The sequence below is a fragment of the Noviherbaspirillum sp. ST9 genome (assembly GCF_048799745.1).
GTDB lineage: Bacteria > Pseudomonadota > Gammaproteobacteria > Burkholderiales > Burkholderiaceae_D > Noviherbaspirillum.
In genome coordinates this window covers 1-503 of record NZ_JBLWFR010000233.1, presented here as the reverse complement: position 1 = coordinate 503, position 503 = coordinate 1, and the positions used below count along the sequence as shown (strand labels likewise).

1 protein-coding gene is annotated in these 503 nt (G+C 39.6%); it reads left to right on the top strand.

Going from position 1 to position 503, the window contains the following annotated elements:
* A partial coding sequence (locus tag ACNOHI_RS25695) for a hypothetical protein (RefSeq protein WP_420477551.1) occupies nt 1-503 on the top strand: 503 nt, incomplete at both ends.

The window sequence follows — 503 nt, the reverse complement described above, 5'->3', positions numbered from 1 at the left end:
GAATGGCTTGAATCCGGTAATGTGGAGGAATTAATACCAGCCCTGCTTATAGGTCGATGGAATGAAGCAAATCCAGGGGATATCGAAATCATTGAAATGCTTTCTGATATCGATTATTCTGAATATCAAAGCAGGCTCTACAAATGGCGTGATGTAGCAGAGTCCCCGATAATTCAGATTGGAAGCACTTGGAGATTAACTAGCCCGCTGGATGCCTGGTCAAATATCGGAGGTTTAGTTAATCCCAATTTATATAGAAAACTGAAAGAGGCTGTATTGCAAGTTTTAAAAAGCAATGATCCTGGTGAATTTAATGCTTCAAGCGAATTTAATTTTGGGTTCCGTCCTCCTAAAAAATTCTCAAGGTGGTCCAGAGAAGGATTGTTGCAATCTCTTATTTTGATTGGATTATATGGAGATGGACTTAAACTTGCAATTGCCCCAAATGCACAGCAATGGGTTGATCAGATCATAGACAGTTTGTTCGATAAGGCAGACAAACA